We start from the raw sequence: 24,429 nt of genomic DNA, 5'->3' as shown, positions 1-24,429 counted from the left end.
CCTCTCGCGCTTGGGCTTCCGCGCGTTTGTCGCCAGCATCTCGTCGAGTTCGTCCTTCCAAGGACCGATCTTCGGCTGCGGCTGGACGGTCCGCTCGTAGGTGTGCTCGGTCGCACCGGACCGGATCACCTTGCGCACCGTGTTCCGTGAAATCCGCAGTTCCCGGCAGATCTGCTTGATCGGCTTCTTGTCCTGAAAATACGCCCGACGGATCTTCGCAATCGTCTCCACAACCAACATCCCACACTGTGCTCCCCGATAGCCTCGGGAGCATCATCCACATCAGTGTAAGGGGGTCATTGTTGGACGCCGATCACCCCGTTACGGGGTCAAAATTGCATGCCTGTTCACACACTTCAGATCGTCGGGCGGCTTCTGGCCGGAACCGGGGGCGTCCTGCTCAACGTGGTGATGACCAAGATGGTTGCCGACTGGTTCACCGGGCGCAATATTGCCACCGCCATGGGGATCTTTGTCAATTCATGGCCCGCCGGGATCGCCCTTGCCCTTTTGGTCCTGCCGCTGATTGCCGGGTCCGCCGGGCTGGGCGTGGCGTTGGGCGTTTCACTGGCGCTCACCCTCGGTGGCCTTTTTTTGATGCTGTTTGTCTACCGCGATGCGCCCGACACCGGCGCGGGCGCTCCGCGCGGCGTCTGGCCACGGGGCGCAGCGTTGAAGGGCGTCCTGACCGCAGGCACCGTCTGGGGATTCTACAACGGCGCGCTGGCGATGGTGTTCGCCTTTGGACCTGCCGTGCTGGTGGAACGCGGCGCATCGTTGGCGCAGGCCAGCGGCACCAGTTCTCTGGTGCTTTGGCTGGCTGTGTTGTCGGTTCCGGCAGGTGGCCTGATCGGTGACCGCATCGGCCGCCCCGATGCCGTGTTGTTGGCCGGTCTTGCGGGGTTTGCCGCCACGTTTGTGCTGGCGCTGCTGTCTCCCGGTCTTCCGGTCTTTATCCTCATGGGTCTGTTCTGCGGTCTTCCCGCCGGTCCTATCATGGCCCTGCCTGCCCGCGTCCTGCGGCCTGAAACACGGGCTATCGGGATGGGGCTGTTCTTTACACTCTACTATTTCTGGATGGCCGCACTGCCCGCCGTGTCAGGCGTGATCTCAGAGATGGCGGGCAGTGCGGATGTGGCCTTTGTCTTTGGCATCCTCCTGCTTGGCCTGACCGGCATCGGCGCGGTCGTGTTGCGCAGCCACCGGCCTGCACTGGCCTGACTCCCCAACATCACAAGAAAACGCCCCCGGAACCTGACGGTACGGGGGCGTTTCTTCGTGCGGTCAGACCGGCGGGTCTGGGAGTGACGGCCTGCGGTCAGCGGCGCCGCGCGAAAACGGCATTCCAAAACCCTGCGACCAGTGCCCCACGCGCGGCATGCGCCGCACGAATGGCATCGTGATGTCGGCTGTCTGTGGCGGATTCAAACATGGCGGGCTTCCTTGGATAAGCGTTATTTGATGATCTCAAACATAGCCGCGCCACACGCCCCTCACAAACGAGACTTCCCAATCCATCAGTTAAGGTTTACTTGTCTGGCCATGTCGGATCGCCTGCCTCCGTTGACGGCCCTTCGCGCCTTTGAGGCCGCAGCGCGCCACTTGTCCTTTGCCAAGGCAGCGGCTGAGTTGAACGTGACCCCGGCAGCGCTGTCGTTTCAGATCAAGAACCTTGAAGACCACCTCGGCACGCCGCTCTTTCACCGCCTGAATCGCGCCGTGGATCTGACGGAAGCCGGGCGTATCCTTGCCCCGGGCGCCACCCAAGGGTTTGAGCGCCTAGCCGCTGCCTGGCGGGCCACCCGGCGGTTGCAGGACACACGCCTGTTGACCGTGACGGCCGGGCCTGCCTTTACCGCCAAATGCCTTGCCCCGCGCCTGTACGGCTTTGCCCGCGCACACCCGGAGATCGAACTGCGGTTCGTCGCCGGTCTGCGGATGATGGATTTCGACCGCGACGAGGTCGATGTTGCGATCCGCTATGGCTATGGCACCGACGAAGGGCTTGTCAGCACGCATCTGGTGGATGAAGGCATCACGCCAATGATGCGGCCCGATCTTGCGGCGCGGTATCCGACCCCGCACAGCCTGCTGGATGCGCCGCTGTTGCACGATGCCTCACTGGATTTCCTGGACCCGCCCGCGGGTTGGCCTGACTGGTTTCGCGCCGGTGGGATCGACCACATGCCTACCCCCACAGCCCGGTTTTCGCAGGCCGATCACGCGCTGGATGCCAGCCTTGCCGGGATCGGGGTCGTGCTGTCGCGCACGTCGCTGGCGCAACAGTACCTTGCCTCGGGACAATTGGTTGCACCATTCGACATCGCCCTGACCACGGCGGCACATTTCCGTTTTCTTTGCGCCAGGGGCACCGAGGAACGACCGCAGATCGCTGCGTTCCGGGAATGGCTGTTTTCTGAGGTCAGGGGGTTGCCCACCGGCCTGGAGGGCAAGACGCTGATCTCGGTCGAGAACCTGCCCTGATCCCGTTCCACGGAACGTCATGCGGTCCGCAGCGTCAGGGCAGATCCCGAAATACGTGGTTACATCACCGCTTCGGGTGCAAGCCGAGTGATTTCTTCCTTGATCCTCAGCTTTTGTTTTTTCAGGTCCGCGATGTGCAGGTCATCAGTCCCCGGGGCGCGTTGGGCTTTTTCGACGGCCTCCGAAAGGGCAACATGCTTCTTCTTCAGTTCCTGCAGGTGCGAACTCAAGCTCATGGGATCCTCCTTTTGAACAGTTGGATCTTCAGTGCAGCACAGTTTTTCGTTCAAGTCACGCTGCGAGCGCAGCATGGTTTCACAAAAATGTAACGTCGTTTGCCCTCAGGCGCGTCCTGCCGGAAAAACCAGCGCCGCGCCCTGCATCATCACCTGTTCAAAGCGGTCGGTATATTGGCTGCCCGGCTCTTCGTGGTGCGGGCCCCGGTGTATCACCTGGCCCGCGTGAAAGCGAAAGGCCGCGCGCCCATCTTTGCGGCCTCGGACAAGGATCAGCCGGGGCGGGCGCCCCTCACGCGGCAATAAAGGTAGCAATTCCAAGGCCCCAAGACGACCCGACATCGCTGACAGCAGCTCTGGCAGGCGTTCGGCACGCTGGATGAAGGTGGCGTAGCCGCGCGGCTTCAGCCGTTTGGCAGCGCAGGACACCCAATCCGCAAGCGGTGTCGCCCCGGCCAGGGCGATCTCACGGTCGCTGCCTTCGGCGACAATACGCTTGCCCGCCTCAAAGTAGGGCGGGTTGGCAAAAACGTGGTCAAAGCTTTGCAGTTTCATCACCGCTGGGGGATCGCCAAGATCGCCGGTCCAGATGGACCCGTTCAGTCCGTTGTGCGCAAGATTCCGCCGGGCCAGATCCGCATAGCCCGGCTGCAACTCCAGCCCCGACAGTCGCAGACCCGGCACACGCACACCCAGACAGCACAGGCCCGGCGCGGCCCCGCAGCCCAGTTCCAGCACGCTTTGCCCCGGCAGCGCCGCGACGGCCGCCGCCAGCACAACAGGGTCGGTCCCGGCGCGATAGCCCAAGAGCGGTTGCAACAGGCGCACCCGCCCGCCCAGCATCGCGTCTTCGGTCAGCGCGTCAGGGAGGAACGTCTCAGCCCTCAAACTGCACCCCGGCATCGCGCAGAACACGACGGGCCTGGTCAATCTGGTCGGCGCGCACCATCAGGCGGCGCGGCAGAATGCCTATGGACCCTTCCAGGACGCTCATGTTTACGTCCAATTCAAAGCTGTCTATACCCTCCCCGTTCAGAAGGGTTGTGACCAGCGGGATCAGGGTGATGTCGTTTGTGCGCAAGAGCTCTTCCATGAGGGCGATGTAAGGACAAGGCACCACATTTGTCGAGCCTTGCACGGGAGTTTGATGAGCTTGGACGAAGGCACGCAAAAGCCGCATGAACGCCTCGCCGCGCTGCTGGCCGGGGATCTGGATCAGGTCAACGCGCTGATCCGCGCGCGGATGGCATCACGACACGCGCCGCGCATCCCAGAGGTGACCGCGCATCTGGTTGAGGCCGGCGGCAAGCGGTTGCGCCCGTTGCTGACCTTGGCGACGGCACGGATGTGCGGCTACGACGGGCCGTACCACATCCATCTGGCTGCCACGGTTGAGTTCATCCACACCGCGACCCTGCTGCATGACGATGTGGTGGACGAAAGCAAGAAGCGGCGCGGGCGGCCCACGGCGAACCTGCTGTGGGACAACAAGTCCAGCGTATTGGTGGGCGACTACCTTTTTGCGCGGTCGTTCCAGCTGATGACAGAGACGGGCAATCTGCGGGTTCTGGGCATTCTCAGCGACGCGGCGGCCACCATCGCCGAGGGCGAGGTGCTGCAACTGACCGCCGCGCAGGATCTGACCACGACAGAGGCGATCTATCTGCAGGTGGTACGGGGCAAGACGGCGGCGCTGTTTTCGGCCGCGACCGAGGTGGGCGGCGTGATCGCGGGCCGGCCCGAGCATGAGGTACAGGCGCTGTTCGATTACGGCGACGCGCTGGGGATCGCCTTTCAGATCGTGGATGACCTGCTGGACTATTGGGGATCGGATGCGACGGGCAAGAACGTCGGCGATGACTTCCGCGAGCGGAAGCTGACTCTGCCCCTGATCAAGGCCTTTGCCGCCGCCTCGGATGAGGAAGAGCGGGTCTTTTGGAAGCGGGTCATTGAAAAGGGCGACCAGCGCGAGGGCGATCTTGAGCATGCCATCGCCCTGCTCAATCGGCATGGCGCGTTGGAGGCGACGCGGCAAGAGGCGCTGGCCTGGGCGGGCAAGGCGAAGGCGGCGATGGAAAGCCTGCCGCAATCGGAGCTGCGTGACCTTTTGATCGACCTCAATGACTATGTGGTGAGCCGGGTCAGCTGAGCCAAAAGGGGGCTGTCCACGCGTGGACAGCCCGGCGGCCACGCAAAATCAAGGGCTTACAGAGACGTTTTTACTTTTGGGGCCTATATACTTAACTAGCCAAATTCACCTTGCCATCCTTGGCTAGTTAAGTTACGCAGGTTCCAGAAGGAGCCTGACCCAATGTCCAAGCCGAAGCCCGAAACCCTCTCTACCTTCCAGTTCTTCCAGAAGTTCCCGGATGAGGAAGCGGCGCGCAAGTTTTTCGAGACGAAGCGCTGGGGCGATGAGCCGGTTTGTGGTCACTGTGGTTCGGTCTCCGTGACCGAGTGCAGAGACCATAAGCCGATGCCCTACCGTTGCAAAGATTGCCGGAAGCATTTCAGCGTCCGCACAGGCACGGTTCTGGCTGAAAGCCGCCTCCCTCTCATCAAGTGGCTGCTGGCGATCTACATGCTCACCAGCGCACGCAAGGGCATCCCCAGCACGCAGATGGCGCGGGAACTTGGTGTCACTCAGAAAACAGCGTGGTTCCTTGCTCAGCGCATCCGTGAAACATGGCTGGCCGAAGGCGGCAACCATACCGGCGGTCAAACGCAGGTCGATGAAACCTACATTGGCGGCAAAGAGGCCAATAAGCATTCGGACAAGAAGTTGCGCGCCGGTCGCGGCGCTGTTGGCAAGATCCCAGTCGTCGGGATGCGCACTGCCTCCGGTGAAGTCCGCGCCATGCCCGTTGCCGATGTTAGCAAGAAGACCCTACAAGGGTTCATCCGCCAAAACGTCCGTCGCGGGTCCACTGTCGTCACCGATACATTCCGCAGCTATCACGACCTTTCGCGCAACTATAACCACATTCAGGTCAACCACAGCGTTGGCCAGTATGTGAACGGCATGGCGCACACCAACGGGATCGAAAGTTTCTGGTCGCTTCTAAAGCGCGGTTACGTTGGCATCTATCACTACATGAGCGCCAAGCACCTGCACCGCTATGTGAAGGAGTTCTCCTTCCGCCACAACACAGCGCAGATCGGGACCATGGACTTCATCGGAATGACAATTGACCGCATGGCCGACAAGCGGCTGACTTACAAAGGGCTGATTAATGGCTGACAAGAAAGACCTAATTCAACCGATCTCGGACGGCACATTTGATGATGTTGTCGGTGCTATTGTGGGGGACGCAGACGTGCCCGTCGTATCAGGCCCGGTCCCCAAAGCCATAGCAGATGGATACCTTGAGATTGGCGACAAAAGCCTTCCATGCGCTGTTCTGGACGATGTTCACAATACTCGTGTCCTTACTCAGGAAGGGTTCCTGAAGTCCATTGGTCGCGCGGGGAAGGCAAAGGGCGGTGAAGGCTCAACGGTCGACGGATTGCCGCCTTTCCTACGAGCGAAGAACCTTATTCCCTTTATTGACAGCAACTTACTCAGGTCGACGGAACCGATAGTCTACGAGACGCTTCGCGGTCAAAAAGCTTTCGGATACCGCGCTACTCTGTTGCCGTCAGTATGTTGGGTGTACCAAGACGCCTTGATGGCAGACAAGCTACTGCCAAGCCAAGATCATGTCGCTCGCGCATGTTCGCAACTTTTGCGAGGGCTAACTGATCGTGCGATTAACGATATGGTTGACGAAGCTACAGGTTTTCGCAGCCTGCAGCGTCGGCGCGCGCTTGAGGAGGTTCTTCGCGAATATGTTACTCCGGAAGCTTTGCCGTGGGCTTTGACGTTTGATGATGAGTTGTACATGAACATTTTTCGCCTCAATGGGTGGGAGTACAATGAGAGTTCGATCAAGAAACGCCCCGGTGTTGTCGGGAGATGGACGAATGACTTCTACGAGCGTCTCGCTCCGGGCGTTCTGGCGGAAATTCAAAGAACCGTGCCGCGTGACGAAAAAGGAAGGCCGAAGGTGCGCTACCACCAGATGCTGACCGAGCATGTAGGCCATCCCAAACTCAAGGAGTTTTTGGAAGGGATCAAGGCTTTGATGCGCATATCTCCGGACTGGGACACCTTTCAGCATCACCTAAGTAGGGCTTACCCGCACTACGATGAGACGCTGCAACTGACCTTTTTGGACAAGCTTCGAATCACGAAGTGACCACCAAGGAGATAGGCCAGCGCGCAACGTGCTGGCCGCATAGCTCTACGCCGGAACACCCAGCCGAATCGACATGGCGCTTAGCGAGACGCCGAAAATACCCGCCAACTCACCAACCTCCGTTGTGCCTCGGTCGATGTAGGGATTGAGCAAGTGCCAGGGCATCAAAATATCTGCTGCAAGCCTATTGGCTTGGGCTTCCATCGCATTGCTCAACCGGCTTCTGTATAGGCCATCGTCAGTGATCCCGTCACCGATTGCGTCTTGGTGGAGAATAAAGTGTGCAATTTCATGTGCAGTAGTGAACCGCCTGCGGTTCGGATGGTGCCCTTGGTTCACATAGATGGCGTACCCTGAGTTCCCACCGTGTTGTGCAGACTTCATGATCTTGCCGCTGAGTTCGTTCGGCCAGTTGGGGACGTGATACACATTGACCCCCATGGCCTGTGCAATAGGCACAGTCTGAACAGGGGCAGCGATTTGATGCTGCCGAACGATCTCCATTTTGTCTGCATAGGTTAGCATCATTCCCCCTTCCAGCAGGCACTGCACCGACAACGGACGCGTCCTCACCGGAAAAATCTCCTTCGCTTTCAGACTGCGTGTCCAGAGCGGAAACCTCCTGCTCCCTTCTCCATTTGACCATCTGAGCGTTAATTTCATTCCTAGCTTCGGTCTCTGCAGCTCCGATGGCAGCAGACTTGATACCAGCGTACCCGAACAGCCCGACGATTGCGACCAAGAAGCCTACCAACGCTAGGACGATTTCTAGAATGGTGATGTTCATGGCCAGCAGTTCAAGAGTGTACCCGCTTGACGATGGGCCTACTGGATGAGGCGCTTTCATCGAGTACATAAGATATAGGAATAAAGCGGCAACACAGCAAGCCACGGTCAAAATCATTAAAACGACAAGTTGAAGAATTTTCATGGCGGCCCCCAGCCCGAGAAGGCACGACGAGTGTCTTGCGGTCAAGGCGGCTAGTTAAGTATATAGGCCCCTTACTTTTGGTTAGGAAATGGCTGGCCTGTCCGGACAGTGGTAAGCCGGGCTTAAGCCCGGCCTACGGCACCAGTTCACGACAGAATGGTCCCTGCCACCCACCACTGTGGGAAGGCGGATCGAAGATCATTGACCATCGCCTCTGTCGGGGTGCCGGAGTCGAATAGCGCAAAGCAGGTCGCACCCGAACCGGACATGCGCACCAACCGCGCGTCGGGCAGATCCGCCAGCGCCTGCAACACCTCTGCAATGACAGGCTGTACGGTGATTGCGGGCGGTTGCAGATCATTGCGCTGCTCTGCCAGCCAGGCCAGCGCGGCGGGGGTGCCGCCGCCCTCGGGCCAGGGCGTCATCGGCGGGTTGTCGCGCCGGTCCAGCGCCCGGAAAACATCCGGTGTGGCCACCTCGACGCCGGGATTGACCAGAATCGCGCTCAGCGGCTCCATGAACAGCGGCAGAACCTCTTCGCCGATGCCGGACATGCGGGCCGCATGGGCCACCATGCAGACCGGCACATCCGCGCCCAGTGAGAGCGCATCGACCCCGGACGGACGTCCGAAAAGCTGTTCCATGCCGCGCAGCACCGCCGCCGCATCGGACGATCCGCCGCCGATCCCTGCCGCTGCGGGCAGGTGTTTGTCCAGGGTGATGGCCACGGGTGCGCCAAACGCCTGCGCCGCCTTCCAGCACAGATTGCGCGCGTCGTCGGGGACGCCTGCGGCCATCGGCCCGGTGACAGCCAGCGACATCTGGTCCGCGTGGGCCACCGTCACCCGGTCCCCCACGTCGGCAAACATCACCAGACTGTCGAGCAGGTGATAGCAATCCGCCCGTTGCCCGGTGACATGCAGGGTCAGATTGATCTTGGCCGGGGCGAAAACCTCATTCGCCGCCGAGGTCATCCGCAACCTGCAACGGTGGCGAGCCTTCTTCGGCCAGAACCACGTCCAGCCCGACCTCCAGCTTGCGCTTGATCCGCTCTGGATCGGCCTCTTCGGCGGCGTCTTCCCAATCGACAAAGGACAGCGCGCGTTTCCACATGAATTCTGCCTCACGCTCGCGCCCGACGGCCCAATAGACATCGCCGAGATGGTCATTCACGATCGGGTCAATCGGCATCAGTTCGGCGGCGTGCTCCATGTGCGGCACCGCCTCTTCGTAGCGGCCAAGGCGGTAGAGCACCCAGCCAAGGCTGTCGACGATGTAGCCCGCGTTGGGCCGCGCCTTGACGGCGCGTTCGATCATCGCCAGCGCCTCATCCAGCTTGACCTGCTTTTCGACCAGCGAATAGCCAAGATAGTTCAGCACCTGCGGCTGATCGGGGTTCAGGTCCAGCGCCTTGCGGAAATCCGCCTCTGCCGCCTCCCACAGACCTTCACGCTCGTTGGAAATGGCGCGGGCGTAGAACACGAACCATTGCCGCTCGGTGATCTCTTCGACCTTGGACAGACCCGTTGTGTAGGCCTCTATTGCGTCGGAGAACCGTTCTTGCTGACGCAGGAAATCGCCCAGCGTGGTGTAGACCACGGACATGTTGCCATGGGTTTCTGTCAGCCCTTCGAGGACGGCAATCGCCTCGTCCACGCGGTCGTCAGAGCGCAGCGCCTCTGCCCGGCCCAGTTCTGCCGCGTGAAAGGCGGGATGGTCGACAGGCACGCGCGCATAGGTTTCGACGGCCAGATCGTACTGGCCGACCTGGGTCAGCACCTCTGCCGACAGCAGGATGGCGTCGATGTGGTCTGCGCGCAGATATTCGGCCAGACGCGCATAGAGCAACGTCAGATCCTGATTGTCCTCTGCGGCCAGCGCCCCGGCGAGGGTATAGAACACCTCTGCAATGCCGTCGCGGGGTGAGGTGACATGCGTGAACGGCACGGTTTCATTGCCTTGCAGGCGGGTGCGCAGGTCTTCTAGTCCCGGATCGAGATCGCTGCCGAATGCTGTGGTCAGCAGGTCGATGGCGTCGCCGTTGCGGTCAAGCTGGCTGAGGATTTCAGCGCGGGCCATGATGCCGCGACGGGTGGCCCCCATGCCGGCCCCCAGCTTGCTGGACAGCAGATCATCGGCGGTTTGGTAGTCACCGACAGAGGCCAGGGCAAACGCCTTGTGGTAGGCGGCAAAGGGGCCAAGGCCCTGAATGCCCGCCACATCGTCAAAGGTGGCAAGCGCATCGGTCATGTCGCCCTGCCCCAGTTGCGCCCATGCCTTGATCAGGCCATCGGCCAGCGGACCCAAGCCCCGCTTTTCGTCAATGGCCTTGAGGATCGGGGCGTAGGCCTCGCCATGGGCATCCCGCGCCACAATCGCCATCTGGGCGATCTGGCTGGCAAAGCCCTCTTGCGCCAGTCGGTCGGCATAGGTGGATGCCCGGTCAACCTCGCCCAGCGAGATATTGGACAGGACCGCGCGTTCCAGCAGTTCGGGGCGGCCCGGATCGCGGGCCAGCGCCTTGCCGTAGAAAAGCGCGGCGGATTTGTAGTCGCCCAGAAAGCTGGCCTGTCGCGCGGCGAGGTAGTCGCCCGCAAAGCCATTTGCCGAAACCAGGGTCGGCAGGGTCAATGCCGCTGCCAGCAGGCCTGCGCGCACCGTCTGTGTCCAAGCTGTCAAGATGCCGATCTCCTCAATCGCGATTTGACAAGAACGTAGAACGCATGATCCGGCAAGGCAATCACGACAAGCGCGCAGATGCCGACGCGGCATCACCTCATTGTGAGGCCGCCCGGCGCGTAGGCACCGGGCGGACATGGTCACATGTTGGGATAGTTCGGCCCGTCGCCGCCCTGCGGGACCGTCCAGTTGATGTTCTGGCTGGGGTCCTTGATGTCGCAGGTCTTGCAGTGGACGCAGTTCTGAAAGTTGATGACGAATTTTGGCCCGTTGTCGTCCTCGACCACCTCATAGACACCCGCCGGGCAATAACGCTGCGCCGGTTCGTTGTATTTCGGCAGGTTGATTGCGGTCGGCACATGCGGATCCTTCAGCTGAAGGTGCGCGGGCTGGCTTTCTTCATGGTTGGTAAAGCTGAAGGCGACGTTGGTCAGCCGGTCAAAGCTGAGCTTGCCATCGGGTTTGGGATAGTCGATGGGCGCGAATTTCTGTGCGATGCCGGTGGCCTCGGCGTCGGATTTGCCGTGTTTGACGGTGCCGAACAGCGATCCGCCGAACAGCGAATTGGTCCACATGTCCAGCCCGCCCAGCGTCAGGCTGGCGGTGAGGCCGTATTTCGACCACAGCGGTTTGACGTTGCGGACCTTGTGCAGGTCCTTGCCGATGGCGCCGTCACGCACCTCTGCCTCATAATCGGGCAGTTCGTCCGAGGCGCGGCCGTCCTGGATGGCGGCAAAGGCGGCCTCTGCCGCGGCCTTGCCCGACAGCATGGCGTTGTGGTTGCCCTTGATGCGCGGCACGTTGACCATGCCGACCGAACACCCCAGCAGGGCGACGCCGGGGGCGACCATCTTGGGCATCGACTGGTAGCCGCCCTCGCTGATGGCGCGGGCACCGTAGGCGACGCGTTTGCCGCCCTTGAGCAGTTCGGCCACCATGGGGTGATGTTTGAACCGCTGGAATTCCATGTAGGGATACAGGTGCGGGTTCTGATAGTTCAGGTGGACAACAAAGCCGACGTAAACCTGATTGTTCTCAATGTGGTAGATGAACGATCCGCCACCCGCGTTGCCGCCAAGGGGCCAGCCCATCGTATGGGTGACGGTGCCTTCCTTGTGCTTGGCCGGGTCGATTTCCCAGATCTCTTTCATGCCAAGGCCGAATTTCTGCGGCTCCTTGCCCTGTGACAGGTCGTATTTGGCGATGACCTCCTTGGACAGCGATCCGCGCACGCCCTCGGCGAGGAAGACGTATTTGCCCAGCAGCTCCATGCCCGGCTCATAGCTGGGTCCGTGGCTGCCGTCGGCGTTCTTGCCGAACTCACCGGCGACGACACCGCGCACCTCGCCATTGTCGCCGTAGACCATTTCCGAACAGGCCATGCCGGGGAAAATCTCGACCCCCAGCGCCTCGGCGTGTTCGGCCATCCAGCGGCAGACATTGCCCATCGAGACGATGTAGTTGCCGTGGTTGTTCATCAGCGGCGGCATCGGCCAGTTGGGGATGCGGATCTGCCCCGCCTCACCCAGCATGTAAAAGTTGTCCTCTGTCACCGGCGTGTTCAGCGGCGCGCCAAGGTCTTTCCAATCGGGAATCAGCGCGTCCAGACCGCAGGGGTCCAACACCGCGCCCGACAGGATATGCGCCCCCACCTCAGAGCCCTTTTCCAGCAGGACAACATTGAGGTCCGCATCAAGCTGTTTGAGCCGGATCGCGGCGGACAGCCCGGCCGGGCCACCACCCACGATGACGACGTCGTATTCCATGGATTCGCGCTGCGCGTCGGACATTCCGGCTCCTCCCACAGGGGCAAAGAAATAATGTTTCGCGACTGAGTAGCGCGGCAGCGCGACACGGGTCAATCACGACACGGCGTCGCGGGGCGGATTCCGCCCCGTCCGGCGCAGGAAAAGGCGTTGCGCGCCGCCGGAAACGGCGCGGGGCCACCACCCCGCGCCCGGTCCGCCTAGAACACCGGCATAATCTCGATCTTGCCCCGCGTCGGGCCGACCTTGAGCAGGCGATAGGCATTGGTGCCGAAATACAAAGTGCCGTCAGCCGCCTCGGCCATCGTGGTGATCCATTCCGCCGGACCACCCCGCAGGCGGTCGCCTTTCAGCAACCCTTCGGCCCCTTCGCCGCTGACCGGCGCGAACCGCAGTTCAACCCCCTTTGACAGGATATAGCTTTCCCCCTTGGCGTCGATTCCGACGTGGTTGAAATAATCCTCCCCTAGGTCGATCAGCGCGCCGGCGCCATCCGAGCCCAGCATCATCGAATCCACATTGGTCCGCAAAACCATCATCTTGCCATCGCTCACCCGCACCGCCTTGGGGTAGGAGACGCGATACGGTGTCTCGGCCATCTCGAAACTCTCGGAGAGGAAATCGACCGTGACCACATTGCTGACATAGCCATCGGTCTTTTGCTTGAAATCGGCCTTTTGCAGTTTGGTCAGATCCTCAGGCTCGTCCTGCTTTTCCTCGGCGTCGGTCTTGGTATAGCCGGTCAGGATCAGGGCCTTGTCAGCGCCCGGCTCCAGCGCGATCAAATTCGCCTTGATCTTGCCCATGGCAACGCGCGCCAGCTGCTCGCCGGTCGAGGCCTGCAACAGACGCACCGAATCATCCTTGTAATGCTGGTCCAGCGCGGCAATCACCCGCGTCTGGGCGTCATAGGCCATGTCATCGACATCCGACACGGTCCACGCCTCGGTCATGCCATCGACCTTGAAGGCGGTCACCACATCCGCATCGTCGCGGAAAAAGACCATCTCACCGATGGCGCCATGTACGATCTGGCGCACCAGATGGGGCACATAGCGGCGCCCGGTGACCTCCATCGAGTCGGCAGAGATCGTGTAAACCGTCCGGTTCGACGCGCCGACAAGCACCGTCTTGCCGTCTGGCGAAACGCTGATTGTCTCGATGGACTGGGATTGGGCGGCACCGGCGGAAAACCCGGCCAGCGCCAGCGCAGCTGCAAAGGAAAAAATGGAACGCATGTCAAAATCCTGCTGTTATACAAGTGTCCGACAGAGTACCCGCAGTCCCTCATATGTCAAAGACATGAGCTGTCGGTAAATTCCCGCTGGTCTGGCGTGCAGCTTGGCTTTACATCGACAAGCCACGCGACGACACTTCTTCAACTCTCGCTGACAAGGCAAAGACGATCCGAAAATGGACAAGTTCCCGATGACCCGCGCGGGTTACACCGCGCTTGAGACCGAATTGAAACAGCTCAAATCCGTTGAGCGTCCCGCCATCATTCAGGCGATCGCAGAGGCGCGCGAACTGGGTGACCTGAAAGAGAACGCCGAATACCATTCGGCGCGCGAAAAGCAGGGGTTCATCGAGGGCCGCATCAAGGAACTCGAAGGCGCTATCGGTCTGGCCGAGGTGATCGACCCAAAGACCCTGTCAGGCACGATCAAGTTCGGCGCCACCGTGACCCTGGTCGATGAGGACACGGACGAGGAAAAGACCTGGCAGATTGTCGGCCAACACGAGGCCAGCGTCGAAAAGGGCCTGCTGAACATCAAATCCCCCATCGCACGCGCGCTGATCGGCAAGGACGAAGGCGACAGCGTCGAGGTGAACACCCCCGGCGGCTCCAAGTCGTACGAAATCCTGAGCATCGCCTACAAGTAAGGCTTTCCCAATGAGCGACCCCAAGGACGCCCGCCCGACGCTGCCCGGCCTTTACGCGCGCAGTGAGGCCGATGGGGTGACCGGCATCGAGATCGCTGCCATGGCGGTCAGCGTGATCTGGGTCGGCCTGTCGGGTTGGTATTTCCTCAGCGTCCCCACGGCCCAAAGCGGGGCGCTGCGATTCCTGCTCGGCGTCATGGTGATCGTGATGCCGGTGGCGATGATCTGGGTGGCGGCGCTGGCCATCCGCGCGGCCCGGGTGATGCGCACCGAAAGCGCGCGCCTGCAGGCGGCCATCGACGCGATCCGGCAGGCCTATGTGGCCCAGGCCCAAAGCGGCAAGGGCCAGCCGCCGCATCCCGCCCTGCTGAAACGGCTGGACGACATCGCGGGCGCGCAGAAAAACCTTGAGGGTACGTTGGCCATGCTGGGCGGCATCCGGCAGGCGGGCGGTCCGGCGGCCCTGCCTGCGCCCGACGGGGCCGAAGGCGACCACCAGCCGACCCTGTCGCTGGGCACGCCCGCGGAGGCGCTGCAGCCGCCGCTGTCCAACGGCGATTATATCCGCGCGCTGCATTTCCCGGAAACGGCAGAGGACGAGGACGGGTTTGCCGCGCTGCGCCGCGCGCTGAAGGATCGCGGCACCGCCAAGCTGATCCAGGCGGCACAGGACGTCCTGACCCTGATGAGCCAGGACGGCATCTACATGGACGACCTGCGCCCGGACATGGCCCGCCCCGAGATCTGGCGCGCCTTTGCCAAGGGCGAACGCGGGCGGTCGATCGCCTCATTGGGGGGTATCCGGGACCGGTCCTCGCTGGCGCTGGCGGCGGGCCGGATGCGCGAAGATCCGATCTTTCGCGACGCCGCACACCATTTCCTGCGCCGCTTTGACACCAGCTTTGCCGGGTTCGAACCCACCGCAACAGACGAGGATATCTCGGCCTTTGCGATGACCCGGACCTCACGCGCATTTATGCTGCTGGGGCGTGTGGCCGGCACGTTCGACTGACCCCTGCGCCCGACCTTGCCACAGGATGGGGGCGCTGCCCCCGCCGCGCAAGAGCGCGACTCCCCCGGGATATTTTTCCAAAGAAGAAGCCGTGGGGCGCGCTTGTGTTTCTTCTGTCCTGAAATATCCCCGGGGGTGAGGCCGCAGGCCGAAGGGGGTGCTGGAAGCATGCCTTTGGCATGACGCTCTCTGATTGCGGAGCGTCAGACGCCGAAACTGCCGAAGGGGATATAGCGCACGGGTGTACCGGGGGTAATGTGCGCCGCGCCATCGGGCAATTCGACCAGCCCCTCGGCCCAGCTGAGACCCGAGATGCGGCCCGATCCTTCGGATTTGAAGACTTCGGCCCGGCCTTCGCGCAGGCGGGCGCGCAGGTATTCCCGGCGGCCCGGTTTCTTGTTTTTCGTGAAGGCGGCAGGCACGTCGAAACCTTCGGGCGCTGACCAGTCGGCGCCGGCCAGAAGGCGCAATGCGGGGCGGGCAAAGACCAGTGTACAGACAAAGGCCGCGACCGGGTTGCCGGGCAGGCCGAACACCGGCTTGCCCTGCCACATTCCCAGCGCCAGCGGGCGGCCAGGCTTCAGCGCGATGCGCCAGGCGTTCAGCGCGCCGCTGTCGCTCAGGAGGGCCGAGACGTGATCCTCATCCCCGGCGGAGGCGCCGCCCGAGGTCAGGATCGCATCCGCTTCGGCGCTATCGAGACGGGCGCGCAGGGCGGCGCGGTCATCGGGGACGTGACCCAGGTCGACAGGGACATGGCCAAACCGCGCGATCAGGCTGAGCAGCATGGGGCGGTTGGCGTCGAAAATCTGCCCTGGTGCTGCGGCGCTGCCTGCGGGCACGACCTCATTGCCGGTGGACAGCACGCCGACGCGCAGGGGGGCATGAACCGGCAGATCGGACAGGCCGGTGGCAGCGGCCAGCGCGAGGTCGGCGGGTGTCAGAACGCGGCCCCGGGGCAGGATCGGCGCGCCTTGGGCCACGTCCTCTCCCGCGCGGCGGGTGTTGGCGCCGGGTTTGACCGGGCCGCGAAAGGCCACTTGCCCCTCGCCCGTGGTGCAATCCTCGTCCAGCACAACCGTATCGACGCCCAGCGGCAAGGAGGCGCCTGTCAGCATGCGAATGGCATAGCCGGGGGGGACCTCACCCGGGTAGGACAGTCCGGCGGCGGCGCGACCTGCGACCAGTGGTAGGGTGATTTCATCCAGGCCCGCAATGGCTTCGGCGGCAAAGCCATAGCCATCGACGGCGGTATTGGGCAGCGGCGGGTTGGCGCGGCGGGCGCTGAGGTCTTCGGCCAGCACGCGGCCCGAGGCCTGCATCAACGGCACGGTTTCGCACGGCACCACCGGATGCAGGCGTTCGCGCAACAGCGCCAGCGCTTGATCGACCGGGGTCCAGTTCACCCCCGGCGGCAGGGCGAAGCAGTCGTTTGTCAGGGGCGGCGGTTTCAGAGACATGGCGCGCCCTCGCGTTGCAGTCAGTTCATCCTCGAACCCGTGGCCGAGGATCCAGCCCTCTTCGGGGGCGTCGACCTGTAGCATGGCATCCAGACGGTCGGGCGCAAGCCCGCCCAGCGCACGCGCGACCAACCGCACCTGCACCGCGTCGCGGATGTCGCCCTCGCCGGTCGCCGCCTTAACGGTGTCATTGATCAGCGACGGCCAGATTTCGACAAAGGCAATGGGGCGGTCCAGCGGCTGGAACGGCCAAACCGCCACCTGGCCCGCGAACCGTTGCCGCAGACGCTCCAGCACCGGCAGGCCCATAAGCACCTGCGATCCGACCGCGCCAGCGCCCGACAGCTGCCAGCAGGTAAAGGCCCCCTTGGCGCGGGTTTCGATCACCCGGCGGTCGGGGAACGGATTGCGATAGCCTGCCTTGGTGCGCGGAAGCCCCGCGATGTCGCGCCTCAAACCATTGCCCCAGAACGGGCCCTGCCCCTGTGCCATTTGCAGGTTGATCCCGGCGGCCACGTCAAAACGGTTGTTGTCCCGAGGCGCATCCTTGATCCGCTCTGCCAGCCAGCCCCAGACCGCAAAGGGATCGGCGCGGCCCGTCAGCGCGGCGGCAAAGCCTGCCGGATAGCCGAAGGGAAAATCGAACCCGATGCACAGCCGCTCTCCGGCCACCAGCGCCGCCTCGATCCGGGCGGCCAGCGTTTCCTCGGCGACATTCCGGTTGCGCTGGTACAGCGGCGCGGCATCCCCGTCAGGGCCACTTTCGCCGATCCAGATGGCGTCCTTGCGCGGACGCGGCCCGGTGTCATTGCCGCCCGACCAATCGACCATGAGAAAGCGGTCAAAACGGCTCATTCCGCAGCTTTCGCCAAACCGACCTCCGTCAGGATGAAATCGGCAATGGCGCGGGTGTCGTTCAGATCGAACACCGGGCGGTCCAGATCCAGCGGCACGTCCGAGGCCACGGCGCGGATTGTCGTGTCCCCCGGCGCGATCAGCGCATTGCCGGTCTCTGCCCTGTGCGCCTCGACCTTGGGGTGGCGGTCGCGCTTGTAGCCCTCGACCAGCACCAGATCGACCGGGGCCAGCCGGGCCAGCAGCGAGTCCAGCGTGGGTTCCTGCGCGCCGCGCAGTTCGACCATATGCGCCACCCGGTTGCGCGAGGCCAGAACCACCTCTGACGCGCCCGCCTGCCGGTGGCGATAGCTGTCCTTGCCGGGGTGATCGACGTCAAAGCTGTGGTGCGCGTGTTTGACGGTGCTGACGGTCAACCCGCGTGTGGTGATCTCTGTCACCAGCCGTTCCATCAGGCCGGTCTTGCCGGCGTTTTTCCAGCCCGTCACGCCGTAGAGCCTCATAGCAGCGCCTCCGCCTGTGCCAGATCCTCTGGCGTGTTCACGTTGAAAAACGGATCAAAGGGCGTGGCGGGAAACAGCGTCTCACGCCCGCCGTGCTGTTCGGTCCAGAGCACGACCTTTTTCAACCCGCCCGCCAGCGCCGCGCGCAGATCGTCGCGCAGGGCCACCGGCCAGAGGCCAAAGGTGGGGTGGCGGATCAGGCCAGAGCGGGATTTGCTGCGGGTCTGGGTGTCGCCCTTGGTGGCGGCCAGAACCAGCGGATGGTCCTGTCCCTCAGACGCCAACAGCAGGCGCGGCACCAGATCACAGGGGAAAAACGGCGTGTCGGCGGCGACGCTGACCACCGTGTCGGCCCCCTGCTCTGCCGCCCAGTCCAGACCGGCCAGAACCCCGGCGAGCGGGCCGGGATAATCGGCGATGGAATCGGCCACCACCGGCAGGCCGTAGTCCGCAAAGCGCGCGGCGTCGCCATTGGCGTTCAGGGCCAGCGCCGCCACCTGCGGTGACAGGCGGTCGATCACGCGGGCCAACAGCGTTTGGCCGCCCAGCGGCAACAGCGCCTTGTCGCCGCCGCCCATGCGCGAGGCCAGACCGCCCGCAAGGATCACTCCGACGGGCTGTTTCATTCGGTCCCCGCGCTTTTTCGGCGATGTTTGCGATCCTCTTCGACCACGCTGTCGGGGTCGATGTCGCGCACGAGGCGGTCCGCGCCGGACAGGCAGGTAAACCGCTTGCCGCGCATCCGCCCGATGCAGGTCAGGCCAACCTGTTGCGCGATCTCGACGCCCCACGCGGTAAAGCCAGAGCGCGACGCCAGCACCGGGATGCCCATGAGCGCGGTCTTGATCACCATTTCCGAGGTCAACCGCCCGGTGGTATAGAGGATCTTGTCATGGGCCGGAATACCATTGCGGAACATCCAGCCTGCAATCTTGTCGACCGCGTTGTGGCGCCCGACATCCTCCATGTAGACCAGCGGGCGGTCGCCCTGGCACAGGACGGTGCCGTGGATGGCGCCCGCCTCAAGGTACAGGGACGGGGTGGTGTTGATCCGGTGCGCCAGCGCGTACAGCCATGAGGTGCGCACCTCTGTCGCGGGCAGGCTGACCTGTTCCAGCCCCTCCATCATGTCACCAAAGACAGTGCCGACGGCGCAGCCCGAGGTGCGCGTTTTCTTCTGCATCTTCTCTTCGTAGGTGGTCTGCGAGGCGGTGCGCACGACCACGGTTTCCAGTTCCTCGTCATAGTCGACGCCGGTGATTTTCTCATCATCCGCCAGCATCCCCTGATTGCGCAGGAAACCGATCGCCAGATATTCGGGGTAGTCGCCAATGGTCATGGCGGTGACAATTTCCTGCCGGTTGAGAAAAATCGTCAGCGGGCGTTCCTCTACCACGCGCACCGTGACCGTGGCCCCGGTGTGATCGGTGCCGGTGACGGCGCGGGTCAGGCGCGGGGCCGCCGGGTCCGGGGCGATCAGGTAGTCGGGTTCGGGGCGCTTTGATCCCGCTTCGGGCGATTGCATCTGTGGCCTCGCTTGGGTAGGGCATTCGGGCAATTGAGGGTGTAGTCATGGACGGTCAGCAAGTGATGTCAAGCTATTGGCGGGGCGTGCGGAATGCGCTGCCCTTCCTGTTTGTCGTCGGGCCGTTCGCCATGCTGTTCGGCGTGGTGGCGACCGAGGCCGGGCTGAGCCTGTTCGAGACGCTGATGTTTTCGGTTGTCGTGATCGCGGGCGCGGCGCAGTTCACCGCCGTGCAACTGATGAACGAAAACGCGCCGACGGTGGTGGTGCTGATCTCGGCGTTGGCGGTCAACCTGCGCATGGCGATGTACTCTGCCTCGATCACGCCGCACCTTGGGCCGTTGCCGCTGTGGAAACGCGGGCTGGTGGCGTATTTCCTGGTCGACCAGACCTATGCCGCCTCTGTGATCGACTTTGAGGCGCGACCGAACCAGACCGTGGCGCAGAAGTTCGCGTTTTTCATGGGGGTTGTGACGCCGATCTGCCCGCCCTGGTATCTATTCACGCTGTTCGGGGCCTGGGTGGGCGAATCCGTGCCGTCGGAGATGGGGCTGGATTTTGTGCTGCCCATCGCCTTTATCGCACTGTTTGCACCCGCCTTGCGGACCGGGGCACATCGGGCCGCCGCAGTGGTGGCCGCCGTGATGGCGCTGCTGTTTGCCTTTTTGCCCTATAACCTGGGGCTGATGGTGGGCGCACTGGCGGGCATGATGACAGGCGCAGAGGTCGAACGCCGCGCCGGGATGCAAGCAGACCGGAGGCCGGGCGCATGAATGACCTGTGGATCGTCATCATCGGCATGGGGCTGGGGTCGTTCGGGCTGCGCTTTTTGTTTCTGGGACTGGTCGGGGACCGCGCTATGCCGGACTGGCTGCTGCGGCACCTGCGCTATACCGCTGTCGCGGTCATGCCCGCGCTGGTTGCGCCGCTGGTGGTCTGGCCCACGGCAACGGGCGGCGAAACCGACCCGCTGCGCCTGACGGCAGCAGCGGCGGCGCTGATCGTGGGATATGTCTGGAAAAGCCTGTACGGCGCGGTCGGCGCAGGCGCCGCGGTGATGATCGCGGGCGCCTGGCTGCCGTTCTGAGCCGCCTCAGTTCTGCTGCTTGCGCGCTTTTTGTGCCTCGAGCTCGGCGATGGCCGCTTCCTTGTCGTCGGAATCGTCCTCACGCAGCACGCTTTCGGTGACGCCGGGCAACCGCGCAAACCTGTCGGCCAGCTTGTTCGGCATCCAGATGCCGCGCACCGATTCAAACCCTGGCAGTTTGCCGATGATGTCAGAGACCGCGTTTGAACACAGCGCCGGTCCCACCGGCCCCTTGCTTTCAGCGATCTGCAGCGCGCGTTCGGCCACTGCCCCGTCGACAGGACTGCTGAGAATGCGCATGCGGTAGGTCGAGCGCGCATGCGCGCTTTCGAAAAAGCGCCGCGCCTGGGGGGTGATGCCGTACAGAACGTCACCGATTTCCGGCACGCCGGTAAACCGCGCCGTGCCAGCAGGGTCAAAGATCACCCGCTGCGACGGCGCATTGATCAACATGGCGGAATGGGCGCCCGATCCGGTGCGGTTGTTGATCATCGTGTACAACACGATCTCAGGCGGGCCGGGATGGCGATAGGCGGCGCGCGCCGCCTCTTCCGGCGAGGAATTGCGCCCCGAGGCATTGCCGCACCCGGCGACAACAGCCGTCGCCCCCAGCGCCATCATCGCCGTACGTCTGTTCATCATGTCATACCACCCCGCCCGTTCAGGCGTTTCGTGCGATCAGGAATTGAAGATCGCCATGAAAATCACGAGGACCAGAATCACGATCACAGAGCGGATCGTGAAATTGATGAAGCCCTCAAAGGTCTTCTCTTGAGTGGTGGTATCCATAGATCCGTGCTTGTGCTCAGCCATGATGTTTTCCTGCGGCCTGTCCGATGTTTGCGTTCCGCAACGGGTTAGCGCAATTCGGCGCGGCTGTCACGCGCCGGGGGGCGGCAAGGATGTCGCGGCCCACGCAGGTGTGACCCATAGTGCCCGAAGTTTGCGCAGTACGCGCCGTCACCCCCCCGAATCAAACCGCCTGAAACACCCATGCCCCGTCGTCACGGCGGCTGCGCGTGGCGCGGCCCGCGTGCCACAGGTGCAGGCAATGGGCCATCGACTCGACCAGGGCCAGACCGTATTCGCCGCTGCCGATCCGGCGTTTGAACAGCGGTGGAAAACACTCCCCCGCTGTCTGGGCGGTGGTCAGATAAGCGTGCAACCGGTTCAGCGCGCTATGGTGATTCTCGATCAGTTGGGTCATGCGCGGGGTCAGCCCGGTAAAGGGCAGTTTGTGCCCGCCCATCACCAGATGACCGGGACGCGCCAGCGCGCCCAACCGCTCACAGCTTTCCAGCCAGCCCGCCACCGGGTCTGCCTCTGGCTCTGTCGCGTAGACCCCAAGGTTGGAGCTGATCGAGGGCAGGATCTGATCGCCCGCCAGCACCAGATCATCGTCGCGCGACCACAGGGTTGCATGTTCCGGCGCGTGGCCGTTGCCGATATGCACGTCCCAAGTCCGGCCCCCGACGCGCAGCGTGTCCCCCTGCTTGATGCGGGTAAAGCCCAGCGGCATCGGGGCCACGCAATCGGCAAAGTTGAACGGGCGTTCGGCCATGCGTTCGGCCAGAATGTCCGGGTCCATCCCCGCGCCGCGCCAATAGTCCAGTGTTTCCTGCGTCGGCCGGTCCTGTGCGTCCAGTTGCAACATCCGCGCAAACAGCCAAGCGGTGCGCGTTGTCACCAGTTCCGCGCCATGCGCAGACTGGAACCAGCCCGCCAGTCCCATGTGATCGGGGTGGTGATGGGTGACAATGACCCGGCGCACCGGTTTGCCGCCCAGCGGCCCGGCCATCAGGTCGCCCCAGATCCGGCGCGACGTGTTGGAGGCAAAGCCGGTGTCGACCACGGTCCAGCCGTCGCCGTCGTCCAGCGCATAGACGTTCACATGGTCCAGCTTCATCGGCAGCGGCAGGCGCATCCACAACACGCCCTCGGCCAGTTCGATGGCCTGCCCCGGTTCCGGCGGGGTTTCCCACGGATAGCGTATTGTCTGTGCCGTGCCGTCCATCACGCCACCAGATCCTCGGTGCTGAGGTTGCCCAGCGCGCTGACATCGGCGCGCGCCTCGGCCAGCAGACCGGCGTGTTCCGGCAACATCCGCAGGATGTAGAACGCCGCCAGCCGCGCATCGGCACTGTCCGGTGCCGCCATCGCGGCGCGCAGGTGGAAATGCGCGCCCAAAACGCGGGCAAAGCCACGCAGATATGGCAGCGCGCCGCCGAAACGGTCGGGCATCTCGCGGGCCAGCAGTGCCTCTGTGGTCTCGCGCAGCGATTCGGCCGATTGCCAGACCGCCTCTGCCAGATCCGGCAGGTCGGCGCGCGCGGCCTCTGCCCCGGCTTCGATTTCGTCCAGTAGGGCAAAGGCGGCCTCGCCGCCATCCATCATCTTGCGCCCGACAAGGTCCATCGCCTGAATGCCGTTGGTGCCCTCGTAGATCGCGGTGACCCGGACGTCGCGCAGGTACTGCGCCGCGCCGGTTTCCTCGATAAAGCCCATGCCGCCATGCACCTGAATGCCCATGTCGGCGACCTTGATGCCGGTTTCGGTGCCAAAGGCCTTGGTGATGGGGGTCAGCAGCGCGGCGCGCGCGGTCCATTCCGCATCGCCGGTCGCGTTGCCGGTGTCGATGGCCACCGCCAGCGACAGCGCAATGGCGCGGGCGGCAAAGGTTTCGGCGCGCATGGTGGCCAGCATCCGGCGCACATCGGCGTGGCCGATGATGGTGCCCTCGGGGGTGCGGCCCTGCTTGCGCTCCTGCGCATAGGTCAGCGCGTGTTGCAGCGCGCCCTCAGCCACGCTGACGCCCTGCACACCCACGCCAAGGCGGGCGTTGTTCATCATGGTGAACATGGCGCGCATACCGTCGTGCGGTTCGCCGACCAGCCAGCCCTTGGCGCCGTCATACTGCATCACGCAGGTCGGTGAGCCGTGCAGCCCCATCTTGTGTTCAAGGCTGACCACATGCAGGTCATTGGCCACGCCGGGATTGCCGTTGTCATCCGGGATCAGCTTGGGCACCAGAAACAGGCTGATGCCCTTGGTGCCGGGCACGCCATCGGGCAGCCGCGCCAGCACAAGGTGGCAGACGTTTTCGGTAAAATCGTTGTCGCCCCACGAGATATAGATTTTTTGCCCGGTGATCGCGTAGGTGCCATCGTCATTTGGCACCGCCTTGGACGACAGCGCGCCGACGTCGGACCCGGCCTGCGGTTCGGTCAGGTTCATGGTGCCGGCCCATTCGCCAGAGATCAGCTTGGGCAGGTAGAGGTTGCGCAACTCATCGCTGGCGTGATGTTCCAGCGCGTCGATCTGGCCTTGGCTCATCAGCGGGTTCAGTTGCAACGACAGGCAGGCCGCGCCGACCATGTCGTTGACGCAGGTCGTCACCGTCAACGGCAGGCCCATGCCGCCAAATTCCTCTGGCGCGGAGGTGGCGATCCAGCCGCCCTCGGCCATTGCCCTGTAGCCGTCGGCAAACCCCTTGGAGGTGCGCACCTTGCCATTTTCCAGTCGCGCCGGGTCAAGGTCACCGGACCGCTGCAAGGGGGCCAACACCTCTTCGCACAGTTTGCCAGCCTCGCCGAGGATGGCGGCGACCATGTCCGGCGTCGCCTCACCAAACCGCTCTGTCCCGGCGACGCGGTCATAACCGACAACGTCGCGCAAAAGCCGCATATAGGCATCGATTGGCGCACGATAGGGCATGGGGTTCTCCTCTGTCTTGGCAAGCTGGCGCAGCTCTTGTAGCACGCCCGCAGGC

25 protein-coding genes and 1 pseudogene are annotated in these 24,429 nt (G+C 63.4%); 9 read left to right on the top strand and 17 right to left on the bottom strand.

Annotated elements, in window-relative coordinates; all coding sequences use genetic code 11:
- Positions 1-240, bottom strand: a pseudogene (locus tag CHB90_RS02965) (IS21 family transposase); the annotation flags it as partial.
- Positions 241-339: 99 nt separating this feature from the next.
- On the opposite strand from CHB90_RS02965, the gene CHB90_RS02960 reads away from it, so the two are divergent.
- Both CHB90_RS02960 and gcvA read left to right on the top strand, forming a co-directional pair.
- Positions 340-1,221: an MFS transporter gene (locus tag CHB90_RS02960; RefSeq protein WP_089276356.1), complete on the top strand. Its 882-nt coding sequence runs from the start codon at positions 340-342 to the stop codon at positions 1,219-1,221.
- A gap of 321 nt (positions 1,222-1,542) precedes the next feature.
- Complete coding sequence (gene gcvA, locus CHB90_RS02955) at positions 1,543-2,484, top strand: transcriptional regulator GcvA (protein ID WP_089276355.1); 942 nt, start codon at positions 1,543-1,545, stop codon at positions 2,482-2,484.
- A 59-nt stretch (positions 2,485-2,543) separates the two neighbouring features.
- Here the strand turns inward: gcvA and CHB90_RS02950 are convergent, their stop codons facing one another.
- The 3 genes from CHB90_RS02950 to CHB90_RS02940 all read right to left on the bottom strand — a co-directional run bounded on the left by CHB90_RS02950 (position 2,544) and on the right by CHB90_RS02940 (position 3,813).
- Positions 2,544-2,720, bottom strand: coding sequence for a YdcH family protein (locus CHB90_RS02950; RefSeq protein WP_089276354.1), 177 nt, complete (start codon positions 2,718-2,720; stop codon positions 2,544-2,546).
- 105 nt (positions 2,721-2,825) lie between these two features.
- Positions 2,826-3,608, bottom strand: a complete 783-nt coding sequence (locus tag CHB90_RS02945) for a tRNA1(Val) (adenine(37)-N6)-methyltransferase (RefSeq protein WP_245823133.1) — start codon at positions 3,606-3,608, stop codon at positions 2,826-2,828.
- Positions 3,598-3,813 (bottom strand): putative signal transducing protein, encoded by a 216-nt coding sequence (locus tag CHB90_RS02940; RefSeq protein ID WP_089276352.1) that lies wholly within the window; start codon positions 3,811-3,813, stop codon positions 3,598-3,600. The genes CHB90_RS02945 and CHB90_RS02940 overlap by 11 nt, the downstream gene beginning before the upstream one ends.
- A gap of 54 nt (positions 3,814-3,867) precedes the next feature.
- Here CHB90_RS02940 and CHB90_RS02935 point away from each other — a divergent pair, with 54 nt between their 5' ends.
- The 3 genes from CHB90_RS02935 (at position 3,868) to CHB90_RS02925 (ending at position 6,958) form a co-directional block, all read left to right on the top strand.
- Positions 3,868-4,869: a polyprenyl synthetase family protein gene (locus tag CHB90_RS02935; protein ID WP_089276351.1), complete on the top strand. Its 1,002-nt coding sequence runs from the start codon at positions 3,868-3,870 to the stop codon at positions 4,867-4,869.
- A gap of 162 nt (positions 4,870-5,031) precedes the next feature.
- Entirely contained in the window at positions 5,032-5,961 is a 930-nt protein-coding gene (locus tag CHB90_RS02930; protein WP_089276350.1) for an IS1595 family transposase, read from the top strand.
- Complete coding sequence (locus CHB90_RS02925; protein ID WP_089276349.1) at positions 5,954-6,958, top strand: P63C domain-containing protein; 1,005 nt, start codon at positions 5,954-5,956, stop codon at positions 6,956-6,958. The genes CHB90_RS02930 and CHB90_RS02925 overlap by 8 nt, the downstream gene beginning before the upstream one ends.
- A gap of 45 nt (positions 6,959-7,003) precedes the next feature.
- Here CHB90_RS02925 and CHB90_RS02920 read toward each other — a convergent pair whose 3' ends face one another.
- From CHB90_RS02920 to CHB90_RS02900, 5 genes are all read right to left on the bottom strand, one after another.
- Positions 7,004-7,621, bottom strand: a complete 618-nt coding sequence (locus CHB90_RS02920; RefSeq protein ID WP_245823132.1) for an ImmA/IrrE family metallo-endopeptidase — start codon at positions 7,619-7,621, stop codon at positions 7,004-7,006.
- 414 nt (positions 7,622-8,035) lie between these two features.
- Complete coding sequence (locus tag CHB90_RS02915; protein ID WP_089276348.1) at positions 8,036-8,863, bottom strand: 4-(cytidine 5'-diphospho)-2-C-methyl-D-erythritol kinase; 828 nt, start codon at positions 8,861-8,863, stop codon at positions 8,036-8,038.
- The gene (locus CHB90_RS02910) at positions 8,844-10,568 is read right to left on the bottom strand and encodes a tetratricopeptide repeat protein (protein ID WP_245823131.1); all 1,725 of its coding nucleotides are present in this window, start codon (positions 10,566-10,568) and stop codon (positions 8,844-8,846) included. The genes CHB90_RS02915 and CHB90_RS02910 overlap by 20 nt, the downstream gene beginning before the upstream one ends.
- A gap of 140 nt (positions 10,569-10,708) precedes the next feature.
- Positions 10,709-12,358 (bottom strand): electron transfer flavoprotein-ubiquinone oxidoreductase, encoded by a 1,650-nt coding sequence (locus CHB90_RS02905; RefSeq protein ID WP_089276346.1) that lies wholly within the window; start codon positions 12,356-12,358, stop codon positions 10,709-10,711.
- A 176-nt stretch (positions 12,359-12,534) separates the two neighbouring features.
- The gene (locus tag CHB90_RS02900) at positions 12,535-13,572 is read right to left on the bottom strand and encodes a hypothetical protein (RefSeq protein ID WP_089276345.1); all 1,038 of its coding nucleotides are present in this window, start codon (positions 13,570-13,572) and stop codon (positions 12,535-12,537) included.
- 175 nt (positions 13,573-13,747) lie between these two features.
- Between CHB90_RS02900 and greA the strand changes: the two genes are divergently transcribed.
- Complete coding sequence (gene greA, locus CHB90_RS02895) at positions 13,748-14,218, top strand: transcription elongation factor GreA (protein ID WP_089276344.1); 471 nt, start codon at positions 13,748-13,750, stop codon at positions 14,216-14,218.
- A gap of 10 nt (positions 14,219-14,228) precedes the next feature.
- Positions 14,229-15,230, top strand: a complete 1,002-nt coding sequence (locus CHB90_RS02890; protein ID WP_089276343.1) for a hypothetical protein — start codon at positions 14,229-14,231, stop codon at positions 15,228-15,230.
- A gap of 203 nt (positions 15,231-15,433) precedes the next feature.
- On the opposite strand, the gene CHB90_RS02885 is transcribed toward CHB90_RS02890, so the two are convergent.
- The 4 genes from CHB90_RS02885 to CHB90_RS02870 are packed head-to-tail and all read right to left on the bottom strand — an operon-like array spanning position 15,434 to position 19,573.
- Positions 15,434-17,545 (bottom strand): molybdopterin-binding protein, encoded by a 2,112-nt coding sequence (locus CHB90_RS02885; RefSeq protein ID WP_089276342.1) that lies wholly within the window; start codon positions 17,543-17,545, stop codon positions 15,434-15,436.
- Complete coding sequence (gene mobB, locus CHB90_RS02880) at positions 17,542-18,048, bottom strand: molybdopterin-guanine dinucleotide biosynthesis protein B (protein WP_089276341.1); 507 nt, start codon at positions 18,046-18,048, stop codon at positions 17,542-17,544. Before mobB ends, CHB90_RS02885 begins: the two co-directional genes overlap by 4 nt.
- Complete coding sequence (mobA, locus tag CHB90_RS02875) at positions 18,045-18,674, bottom strand: molybdenum cofactor guanylyltransferase MobA (protein ID WP_089276340.1); 630 nt, start codon at positions 18,672-18,674, stop codon at positions 18,045-18,047. The genes mobB and mobA overlap by 4 nt, the downstream gene beginning before the upstream one ends.
- Positions 18,671-19,573: a formate dehydrogenase accessory sulfurtransferase FdhD gene (locus CHB90_RS02870; RefSeq protein WP_089276339.1), complete on the bottom strand. Its 903-nt coding sequence runs from the start codon at positions 19,571-19,573 to the stop codon at positions 18,671-18,673. The genes mobA and CHB90_RS02870 overlap by 4 nt, the downstream gene beginning before the upstream one ends.
- Before the next feature lie 47 nt (positions 19,574-19,620).
- Between CHB90_RS02870 and CHB90_RS02865 the strand changes: the two genes are divergently transcribed.
- Entirely contained in the window at positions 19,621-20,346 is a 726-nt protein-coding gene (locus tag CHB90_RS02865) for an AzlC family ABC transporter permease (RefSeq protein ID WP_089276338.1), read from the top strand.
- Positions 20,343-20,660 (top strand): AzlD domain-containing protein, encoded by a 318-nt coding sequence (locus CHB90_RS02860; protein WP_089276337.1) that lies wholly within the window; start codon positions 20,343-20,345, stop codon positions 20,658-20,660. Before CHB90_RS02865 ends, CHB90_RS02860 begins: the two co-directional genes overlap by 4 nt.
- A gap of 6 nt (positions 20,661-20,666) precedes the next feature.
- Here the strand turns inward: CHB90_RS02860 and CHB90_RS02855 are convergent, their stop codons facing one another.
- The 4 genes from CHB90_RS02855 to CHB90_RS02840 all read right to left on the bottom strand — a co-directional run bounded on the left by CHB90_RS02855 (position 20,667) and on the right by CHB90_RS02840 (position 24,374).
- On the bottom strand, positions 20,667-21,302 hold the full coding sequence (locus tag CHB90_RS02855) for a hypothetical protein (protein WP_245823130.1): 636 nt from the start codon (positions 21,300-21,302) through the stop codon (positions 20,667-20,669).
- A gap of 36 nt (positions 21,303-21,338) precedes the next feature.
- Positions 21,339-21,473 carry an aa3-type cytochrome c oxidase subunit IV gene (locus CHB90_RS02850; protein ID WP_089276336.1) on the bottom strand — a complete coding sequence of 45 codons (135 nt, stop codon included), beginning with the start codon at positions 21,471-21,473 and terminating at the stop codon, positions 21,339-21,341.
- 160 nt (positions 21,474-21,633) lie between these two features.
- Positions 21,634-22,674 (bottom strand): MBL fold metallo-hydrolase, encoded by a 1,041-nt coding sequence (locus tag CHB90_RS02845; protein ID WP_089276335.1) that lies wholly within the window; start codon positions 22,672-22,674, stop codon positions 21,634-21,636.
- Entirely contained in the window at positions 22,674-24,374 is a 1,701-nt protein-coding gene (locus CHB90_RS02840; protein ID WP_089276334.1) for an acyl-CoA dehydrogenase family protein, read from the bottom strand. The genes CHB90_RS02845 and CHB90_RS02840 overlap by 1 nt, the downstream gene beginning before the upstream one ends.
- Positions 24,375-24,429: the final 55 nt, after the last annotated feature.

Origin of the sequence: Antarctobacter heliothermus (assembly GCF_900188425.1) — a bacterium.
Classification (GTDB): Bacteria; Pseudomonadota; Alphaproteobacteria; order Rhodobacterales; family Rhodobacteraceae; genus Antarctobacter; species Antarctobacter heliothermus.
Note: the sequence above shows the minus strand (reverse complement) of the source record. Positions and strands in the feature narration are given on the sequence as shown.

What these genes read in the sequence shown, in the direction of transcription:
- CHB90_RS02960 (WP_089276356.1), top strand. Translation starts at nt 340, where the DNA reads ATGCCTGTTCACACACTTCAGATCGTCGGGCGGCTTCTGGCCGGAACC.
- gcvA (WP_089276355.1), top strand. Translation starts at nt 1,543, where the DNA reads ATGTCGGATCGCCTGCCTCCGTTGACGGCCCTTCGCGCCTTTGAGGCC.
- CHB90_RS02950 (WP_089276354.1), bottom strand. Translation starts at nt 2,720, where the DNA reads ATGAGCTTGAGTTCGCACCTGCAGGAACTGAAGAAGAAGCATGTTGCC.
- CHB90_RS02940 (WP_089276352.1), bottom strand. Translation starts at nt 3,813, where the DNA reads ATGGAAGAGCTCTTGCGCACAAACGACATCACCCTGATCCCGCTGGTC.
- CHB90_RS02935 (WP_089276351.1), top strand. Translation starts at nt 3,868, where the DNA reads ATGAGCTTGGACGAAGGCACGCAAAAGCCGCATGAACGCCTCGCCGCG.
- CHB90_RS02930 (WP_089276350.1), top strand. Translation starts at nt 5,032, where the DNA reads ATGTCCAAGCCGAAGCCCGAAACCCTCTCTACCTTCCAGTTCTTCCAG.
- CHB90_RS02925 (WP_089276349.1), top strand. Translation starts at nt 5,954, where the DNA reads ATGGCTGACAAGAAAGACCTAATTCAACCGATCTCGGACGGCACATTT.
- CHB90_RS02920 (WP_245823132.1), bottom strand. Translation starts at nt 7,621, where the DNA reads ATGAAATTAACGCTCAGATGGTCAAATGGAGAAGGGAGCAGGAGGTTT.
- CHB90_RS02915 (WP_089276348.1), bottom strand. Translation starts at nt 8,863, where the DNA reads ATGACCTCGGCGGCGAATGAGGTTTTCGCCCCGGCCAAGATCAATCTG.
- CHB90_RS02905 (WP_089276346.1), bottom strand. Translation starts at nt 12,358, where the DNA reads ATGTCCGACGCGCAGCGCGAATCCATGGAATACGACGTCGTCATCGTG.
- CHB90_RS02900 (WP_089276345.1), bottom strand. Translation starts at nt 13,572, where the DNA reads ATGCGTTCCATTTTTTCCTTTGCAGCTGCGCTGGCGCTGGCCGGGTTT.
- greA (WP_089276344.1), top strand. Translation starts at nt 13,748, where the DNA reads ATGGACAAGTTCCCGATGACCCGCGCGGGTTACACCGCGCTTGAGACC.
- CHB90_RS02890 (WP_089276343.1), top strand. Translation starts at nt 14,229, where the DNA reads ATGAGCGACCCCAAGGACGCCCGCCCGACGCTGCCCGGCCTTTACGCG.
- CHB90_RS02885 (WP_089276342.1), bottom strand. Translation starts at nt 17,545, where the DNA reads ATGAGCCGTTTTGACCGCTTTCTCATGGTCGATTGGTCGGGCGGCAAT.
- mobB (WP_089276341.1), bottom strand. Translation starts at nt 18,048, where the DNA reads ATGAGGCTCTACGGCGTGACGGGCTGGAAAAACGCCGGCAAGACCGGC.
- mobA (WP_089276340.1), bottom strand. Translation starts at nt 18,674, where the DNA reads ATGAAACAGCCCGTCGGAGTGATCCTTGCGGGCGGTCTGGCCTCGCGC.
- CHB90_RS02870 (WP_089276339.1), bottom strand. Translation starts at nt 19,573, where the DNA reads ATGCAATCGCCCGAAGCGGGATCAAAGCGCCCCGAACCCGACTACCTG.
- CHB90_RS02865 (WP_089276338.1), top strand. Translation starts at nt 19,621, where the DNA reads ATGGACGGTCAGCAAGTGATGTCAAGCTATTGGCGGGGCGTGCGGAAT.
- CHB90_RS02860 (WP_089276337.1), top strand. Translation starts at nt 20,343, where the DNA reads ATGAATGACCTGTGGATCGTCATCATCGGCATGGGGCTGGGGTCGTTC.
- CHB90_RS02855 (WP_245823130.1), bottom strand. Translation starts at nt 21,302, where the DNA reads ATGATGAACAGACGTACGGCGATGATGGCGCTGGGGGCGACGGCTGTT.
- CHB90_RS02850 (WP_089276336.1), bottom strand. Translation starts at nt 21,473, where the DNA reads ATGGCTGAGCACAAGCACGGATCTATGGATACCACCACTCAAGAGAAG.
- CHB90_RS02845 (WP_089276335.1), bottom strand. Translation starts at nt 22,674, where the DNA reads ATGGACGGCACGGCACAGACAATACGCTATCCGTGGGAAACCCCGCCG.
- CHB90_RS02840 (WP_089276334.1), bottom strand. Translation starts at nt 24,374, where the DNA reads ATGCCCTATCGTGCGCCAATCGATGCCTATATGCGGCTTTTGCGCGAC.